General features: G+C 42.6%; 7 protein-coding genes and 1 tRNA gene. 3 read left to right on the top strand and 5 right to left on the bottom strand.

The window, feature by feature from the left end:
- Positions 1-39: 39 nt before the first annotated feature.
- From GQF63_RS18960 to GQF63_RS18980, 5 genes are all read right to left on the bottom strand, one after another.
- A complete protein-coding gene (locus GQF63_RS18960) occupies positions 40-2,142 on the bottom strand; it encodes a S9 family peptidase (RefSeq protein ID WP_160370828.1) in 2,103 nt (700 codons plus the stop codon).
- Between the two features lie 140 nt (positions 2,143-2,282).
- A complete protein-coding gene (gene creD / locus GQF63_RS18965; RefSeq protein ID WP_160370829.1) occupies positions 2,283-3,773 on the bottom strand; it encodes a cell envelope integrity protein CreD in 1,491 nt (496 codons plus the stop codon).
- Positions 3,774-3,781: 8 nt separating this feature from the next.
- On the bottom strand, positions 3,782-4,270 hold the full coding sequence (locus tag GQF63_RS18970) for a hypothetical protein (RefSeq protein ID WP_160370830.1): 489 nt from the start codon (positions 4,268-4,270) through the stop codon (positions 3,782-3,784).
- Positions 4,271-4,321: 51 nt separating this feature from the next.
- On the bottom strand, positions 4,322-4,618 hold the full coding sequence (locus tag GQF63_RS18975) for a winged helix-turn-helix domain-containing protein (protein ID WP_281346851.1): 297 nt from the start codon (positions 4,616-4,618) through the stop codon (positions 4,322-4,324).
- A gap of 2 nt (positions 4,619-4,620) precedes the next feature.
- Positions 4,621-5,241, bottom strand: coding sequence for a hypothetical protein (locus GQF63_RS18980; RefSeq protein WP_160370832.1), 621 nt, complete (start codon positions 5,239-5,241; stop codon positions 4,621-4,623).
- 24 nt (positions 5,242-5,265) lie between these two features.
- On the opposite strand from GQF63_RS18980, the gene GQF63_RS19915 reads away from it, so the two are divergent.
- From GQF63_RS19915 to GQF63_RS18990, 3 genes are all read left to right on the top strand, one after another.
- Positions 5,266-5,388 (top strand): hypothetical protein, encoded by a 123-nt coding sequence (locus GQF63_RS19915; protein WP_281346852.1) that lies wholly within the window; start codon positions 5,266-5,268, stop codon positions 5,386-5,388.
- A 132-nt stretch (positions 5,389-5,520) separates the two neighbouring features.
- Positions 5,521-5,602: transfer RNA gene (locus GQF63_RS18985), tRNA-Leu, on the top strand.
- A gap of 69 nt (positions 5,603-5,671) precedes the next feature.
- Positions 5,672-7,006, top strand: a complete 1,335-nt coding sequence (locus GQF63_RS18990) for a trigger factor (RefSeq protein ID WP_160370833.1) — start codon at positions 5,672-5,674, stop codon at positions 7,004-7,006.
- Positions 7,007-7,213 lie beyond the last annotated feature (207 nt).

A 7,213-nucleotide genomic window follows, 5' to 3' on the forward strand; every position in this document is an offset into this window, starting at 1 on the left:
GCAAGTCGGGCTTTATTGTTTTATACGTAAAGTTTATATTTATTTCAACGTTTCAGCCAACCAGTTAAAAAATTCCCGTTGCCATACCTGTGCATTATGGCCCGACAATACCCAGTGGTTTTCTTCCGGCAAATACACCAATCTACTTTTTACGCCTTTTAATTGCGCTGCTTGGAAGGCTTCTAAGCCTTGTCCAATTGGCACACGGTAATCTTTACCGCCTTGGAAAATCAAAATCGGAGTATTCCATTTATCGACATGCTTTATCGGATTGAAGGCATCGTAAGACTTCGCATTCGCTGGATCCCAATAGGCGCCGATATCATGGTTCGCAAAGAACAGCTCTTCTGTGGTTCCATACCAAGAAGTCATATCAAATAATCCACAGTGTGAAATCAACGATTTAAAGCGACCTTCATGAACCCCAGCCAACATAAATACCGAGTAGCCACCATAGCTAGCCCCAACGGCAGCAATTCTATTTTTATCGACATAGCTTTCTTTGGAAAGATCGTCGATAGCCGATAAGTAATCTTGAATAGACTGGCCACCCCAATCTTTAGAAATCTGCTCGTTCCATTTCACACCCCAACCCGGCATACCCCGACGGTTCGGTGCAATCACAATATACCCCTGCGAAGCCATCAATTGAAAATTCCAACGGAAGGAATAGGAAAGCGTAGTTGCCGATTGCGGGCCACCCTGACAGAATAATAAAACCGGATATTTCTTCGCCGGATCAAAATTTGGCGGATAAATAACCCAAGAAAACAGATCCAAGCCATCGCTAGCCTTTGTAAAACGACCTTCCACTTTGGTTTCAGCCAACTCACTATAGGCAGCGTCATTTACCGTAGTAATCTGGCGTAGCTCTTTGTTTTTAAAACCAAAGAAATACACTTCAGGTGCATGGGTCATCGTGGTAGAGGTCAGCACGAGGCCTTCCTTTGTTTCGCCCACAATTCCGGTAATATCAAACTCACCTGCTGTTAGTGGTTTAATCTTGGCGGCCATTTTATTCCATACCCCTTTACGAACGTCGATGCTGAACACCTGCACGGTTCCTTTGGTTGGCGCTGTAAAATAAATGGTCGAGTTATCCTTGCTCCAGGTAAAGCTATTAACCGTGCCATCCCAAAACTGGGTCAAATTCACCTGTCGTTTAGACGCTGGCTCATAGATGATGATATCATTTTTATCGGCTTCATAGCCATCGGTCTTCATACTCAACCAACCCAACAATTTCCCATCCGGGCTATACTGCGGATTGGTATCATAACCCGGCATGCCCTCCGTCAGGTTCACGGTTTGCCCAGTCGCCAAATCATACTGATACAAATCGGTATTGGTGCTTTGTGCATACTCGGTTCCAAACTTCTTCTTGGCTACATAAATGAGCGATTGGCTATCTTTTGCCCAGGTAAAATCTTCCGCACCTCCAAAAGGCATCTGCGGCGAATAATAGGGCTCATCGGCCATAATATCCTTGGCCTCGCCAATTTTTCCATGTTCATAAGTAGCCACAAACGGATGGTTAAAGCGCCCGTTATTCCAGGTATCCCAATGGCGGTAATCGAGGTTATCAAAGATATACACATCCGATTTCGGCAAATCAGCATACTTATCCGGGGAATGGTATTTCTTTAGCAACACGGCTTTTGAAAACAAGATATGCTTGCCATCGGGCGAAATCTTCACATTTTCCAAGCCATCGGCATAATCGGTCAATTGCTTATCCGTCCCATTATTCAAGTTTTTCTGCCAAATCTGGCCCTTATACAGGTACAGCACATCGCCATTCTCTTCAACCGAAAGAACCGACTCGGCTCCGGCACCTTGAGTAAATGGCGTCGCCGCCCCACCCCTTACCGGAACCACATACAGGTTCTTCTCCGATTTATTCGCTGCGAACTGATAATTCGATACCCCATAAATCAATTGGGTACCATCTGCCGATAAGCCTTCCGCACTTACGCGCCCCAGTTCCCAAAGTTTTTCAGGAGTTAAAGGCGAGCCTTTCGGAAGCGTGCGAACGCGGTCTTCCAACTTGGGTCTTTCTATCTTTTGCGGAACTTCTTTTCCTTGTGCAATAACCATATTATTGATCAATAAGAGTGCGCCAATATAGGATAGTCTCAACATATTCTTCACTTTTTTTCAGCCAATTTACTAAAGTTGGCAGGCATTGCGAAATCCCGGGGAATATTATCAATGCCGCGCAGAGGTCAACAGCAACCAAATGCTGGTTAAATACATCAAAATAGATTCTCTTTTTAACTTAATCATCTTCGATCGAATTGGTACCAATCAATTTTTGTCGATAAACGCATCAATACAGCTAAAATGATAAATACACCAATGGTGCCTACGATTAAGGAATAATCGCGCAGCTGCATAAGAATATAGATAAAAGAATAAAACAAAGACAAGATGGCCGCAAAGATGAGGGCCGACTGGCTGTTTTTGGTAATGGCCTTCACAAAAGAAGCGATAAGCCCCGTGGTAGCCAAGGCCGCCAGTAGGTAAGCCAGGTTAAAGCCCAAATGTTCCGATATGGCCAGCAGCAAGGCATAGAACAACACCATAGCAAAGCCAATCAATACGTATTGAATGATATGAACCCGTTGTTTTTTGATGACTTCCATAAAAAGCAGGGACACAAAAGTTAAGGCGACAACCAATATGCCGTATTTTGTAACTCGGTTCGTCTTTTGGTAATTGTTAATGGAAGGTAAGAAATTTATTTGAACCATGTCGTAATCTGAACTCAAACTGGCCCCGCTAGCCCCTACAGACTGTGGTTCAACAGGTTGTGTAACAGCCGTGGTATAATACTCCCCAGATTCTGCACTTTGCAAATCAATACCCGAGAAAGTATACACCTGCGTATCATCGCCGGTCCATTGCTGCGGCAATTTCCGATTGAAGGAAGGTAGCTCCCAACTTGCTGTGAAGGCTCTTTCGCCCACCTCGCGCGACTCAGGCAAGTAAGCTCCATTAAAGCTAGGGTTGCTCCACTCGCCTTTCACTTGAATGTTCGATTGCTTCGCTAAAGGCAGGAAGTTCAAGGATTTTGACCCGCGAATTTCATAGCTTATGGCAAAAGTTCGGTTTAAATCCTCATTGCCCTTCAGGTTTAAATCGGCTGCTAGATTAAATAAAAACGGATTGATATCTAGGTTGGCCTTGCTCAATTCATAGCTACTGTCGGCCCAACTTAGTTTCGGGTTCGCTGAAAGACCCTTCATATCTTGCACGCCATAAATAAGCTTCGCTTTGCCCCATTGCAAACGTTCAGGCGCTACCTCCAATTTGCTTAAGTCGAACCCTTGGAAATTGCCCTTCATGCTAATGTTGGTTTGGTAAACGATGGCTTGGTATATGCCGCGTTTTAAAGGCTCAGGTTTTACCTCTGCACTCACCTGTGTTTCATTGGGTAGCAAGTAGGCCCATTGGGTCTCTACCGAGGTTACCAGCTCCTTCACCCCTTTCCCACTGGGTTGAAAGCTTTCTTTCACTTCTTCATAAGGCACCGCAATAATCGGACTGGCAATAACCTGCTCTCTCCCCCATTTGGCGGCAATTTCATTGCTCACACCCTGCTCACGGGCTTTTCGCTCATGAATCAGATCATCGATTAGGTTCATCGGGATTAATAAGATCAGGGTCAGAAAGAAGATGACCGCAAATTTGAGTACGATGGAACCCGTAATCCGCTCGTAAATGGATTTATTTTCTTGAGGTTCGCTGCTGTAATTTTCTAGATTTTCCATATGCTGTTTTATTTAATAAGGTGTAGTTGTAATTTGTTTTCAAAAGTCCGTTGTAAATCTGCCAAAGGGTAGCTTAGGCAGTCCTTAAATTCCAATTGATGGAATGCCCACATGCGTTTTCCTTTTTGGAAGCTTCGCCAGTAATAGCCGGCATATTCAGGGAATAGCAAGCCACCAATCAGCAACATGGCCAAGAGGTATAAACTGATCTTACCATTGCCCAGTAATAAAAACTGCATGGCAATTTCATCCTGAATGTGGGTTCCTGTTGCTGTGATTAAATGGAACACATCGTGGTTTTCTAATTTGGGCATCACATCAAATCCCTTTTCTTGGTAAAAGCAACCTAGGCCATGGCCAAGGCTACCCTCCGGAAAGGTTAAAAAATCTTCTTTAGATATTCCCCAAGCCTGCTTGTTGGCCTTAAAAACGCAAGCGTATACCCGCGTGGAATGCGTATACAGGGCGAGCATAAATTTTAATCGAATTCCTCTCATAATCTTGTTTTAAAAAGTACTTTGAATTTCAAAGTTTATAGACAAAAAAAATTAATTATACTGTTGCTTTATCAATTGCTCTAAGGCAAGCAGATGGTTTTCAAAGGCTTTCTGCCCTTTATCGGTCTTGCTATAGCGCGTATTGGGCTTGCGGTCAATAAAGCTTTTACTCACCGTGATATAGCCTTCCTTCTCCAGACTCTTCAGGTTGGAAGCCAAGTTTCCGTCCGTCACGTCCAGTAACTCCTTCAAGGAGTTGAAGTCATAGGAATCATTCGCCATCAGAATACTCATAATCTGCAGGCGTACCCTATTTTCTAATACCTTATCATATAATGTTAAATCCAAACTCACTTTTCGTAGCGCTTATGTACTATCAGACCATAGATGATGTGCAACAGCCCAAAACCTGCCGCCCAAAACCAAACCCCATAACCAGGGAAGGCCAAAGCTAACAAGCCTAACAGAATTTCCAAAACGCCGAGCACCCGAACTTCACGAAAAGTAAAGACCGAAGCCGCCGCCAGGGAAAGGCCGTAAAAAATCAACAAACTAGAGGCGACTAAGCTATAATTGCCTCGGGCAATCAAGATTAAGGAAAACAAACCGCCTGTGATTAATGGGATGGCCATCGCTTTCAATAAGGCTTTACTGGTAGGGTTCCATATCGTTTGCCCATGCTTCTTGGCCTTGGCTTTCGCCATCAGCACGCCGGTAACTATTGAAACCAACAAAATCAACAAGGCAATTACAATCAGCTTCCACAACACTTGCTGATCCAACACGTAATAGTCACGATAACCAAAATCACTCTTTGTACCATATACGGTATAATAGGCCGCCCCTGCCCCTACTAAGGCAAAACAGCCAATCAATACCCCCGACAGTCCACTAATAGACATAAACTTCGAGGATTTCTCCATCATGTTGCGAATTTGCCCGATTTCTTTAAGTAGTTCCTGCTGATTCATAAAAGTACTTTGTTTTTCAAAGTAATGCAGAAAAAAGCATATCCGCAAATTATTTTTCAAAAATATTTAGGCTACCCGATTCAAATTAACGCCGAAATGCAGGCAATTTTCCCTTCAAAAGGGCCTTTGGCAACTCCTGCGCCATAAAATCTTCATTTCTTGAAAAAATTACTGCGTTAACAAACAAAGAGTTACGTGACAACATGAAAAAAAAGAAGAAAAAACTCTTGACATATATAGGTTTGGTTTCTATCTTTGTGGCTCAATAAAATCCTAACTGCGGAAGTGGCGTAATTGGTAGCCGCACCAGACTTAGGATCTGGCGCCGCGAGGCGTGGGGGTTCGAGTCCCTTCTTCCGCACTTGATATCCTCCCGTAATAAGTTTCCGGGAGGATTTTTTTTATGATTGCGAAAAGCTAAAAGAAGAGTATGAATATTTCACACCAAAACATTGACGACATCAACGCAAGTATCCAAGTGGAGATTGCTCCAGCGGATTACAACCCTCAAGTTGATAAAGCAATTAAAGACCAAGCAAAGAAAGCTAAATTACCAGGGTTCCGTCCAGGCATGGTTCCTACAGGACATATCAGACGCATGTACGGTAAGGCAATTTTATTCGATGAGATCAACAGAATCATCAACGATAAAATCGCTGAATATATCGGTGAGCAAAAACTAGAGGTATTAGGCCAGCCTTTACCGAAAGATGAAGACACCGACGGACAATACAACTGGGATTTCAACGATACTTTCAATTTCAACTACGAAATTGGTCTTGCTCCTAGCTTTGACGTTCCGTTCTCTGCTGAAACAGAATTCACAGAATACGATATCAAAGCTGACGAAGCCACTTTAGCTGAACGCATCAAAAATTTACGCCGTAGCTACGGTAAAATGACCAACCCTGAAGTATCTGAAGAAGGTGACGTATTATACGCAACTTTAAAACAAGATAAAGAAGAAGGTATCGAGAAAACAACTTCCGTACGCACCGACATCATCGAAGATGCGAAGATCAAAAAATCTTTAGCAGGCTTGAAAAAAGACGATGCTGTGAAAATCGATGTGAAGAAAGCATTCAAAGCAGCTGATTTAGCACGCATCTTAGGCGTAACAGAAGAAGAAGCAGAGAACTTAGATGTTACTAAATTCGAGCTTACTGTTAAAAACATCAACCGCTTAGAAGAATCTGACTTAAACCAAGAATTCTTCGACAAATTGTTCCCTGCAGGTGAAGTAACGACCGAAGAGCAATTCAACGAGAAAGTGAAAGAAGAAGTGGAAAACTTGTTCAAACAAAACTCAGCACAAAAACTTCGCAACGATATGTATGCCTTCGGTATGGATAAAGTAGAAGCTAAATTCCCTGAGGACTTCTTGAAAAGATGGTTGAAAGCCACGAACCCGAACTTATCTCCAGAAGAGATTGAAGAAGGTTTCGCTGACTTCCTAAACAACTTGAAATGGACGATCATCGAAAACAGAATCGTTACAGAAAACAACTTAGAAGTAAAATATGATGAGGTTGTTGATTTAGCAAAAGAACGTATCTATGCGCAAATCAAAATGTACAACATCAACGAAGAGCCTACTGACGAGCAATTGCAACAATTCGCGATGCAGTTATTATCTGATAGAGAACAAGCAAACCGCTTATTCGAAGAGGTAAAAGCACTTAAAGTATTCGACCAATTGAAATCAACCGTGAAAGTAAAAGCGGAAGCAATCGAGTTTGATAAGTTCGAAGCCTTAGAAAAATAAAAGAATTAAGAATTAGTAATAGTAGAGGTTAACAGGAAACTGTTAACCTTTCTTTGTTTTATGGGTTTGCATTGGGATGCGAATGGGATCAAGCTGAATTCTTGGGGGGAATAGTAAAAATTTCCTAGTTTAGCATCTTTAAAGCCGAAATCCCTTGCAAGACGCCGAACGTAAATTACTATCCTTATTGATGCCCGAAGGACTTTT

It is taken from the genome of Sphingobacterium humi (assembly GCF_009768885.1).
GTDB classification, from domain to species: Bacteria; Bacteroidota; Bacteroidia; order Sphingobacteriales; family Sphingobacteriaceae; genus Sphingobacterium; species Sphingobacterium humi.

Bases quoted from the DNA above. Each gene is read 5' to 3' on its own strand.
- GQF63_RS18960 (WP_160370828.1), bottom strand. From the start codon at position 2,142: ATGTTGAGACTATCCTATATTGGCGCACTCTTATTGATCAATAATATG.
- GQF63_RS18990 (WP_160370833.1), top strand. From the start codon at position 5,672: ATGAATATTTCACACCAAAACATTGACGACATCAACGCAAGTATCCAA.
- GQF63_RS18980 (WP_160370832.1), bottom strand. From the start codon at position 5,241: ATGAATCAGCAGGAACTACTTAAAGAAATCGGGCAAATTCGCAACATG.
- GQF63_RS18970 (WP_160370830.1), bottom strand. From the start codon at position 4,270: ATGAGAGGAATTCGATTAAAATTTATGCTCGCCCTGTATACGCATTCC.
- creD (WP_160370829.1), bottom strand. From the start codon at position 3,773: ATGGAAAATCTAGAAAATTACAGCAGCGAACCTCAAGAAAATAAATCC.
- GQF63_RS19915 (WP_281346852.1), top strand. From the start codon at position 5,266: ATGCAGAAAAAAGCATATCCGCAAATTATTTTTCAAAAATATTTAGGC.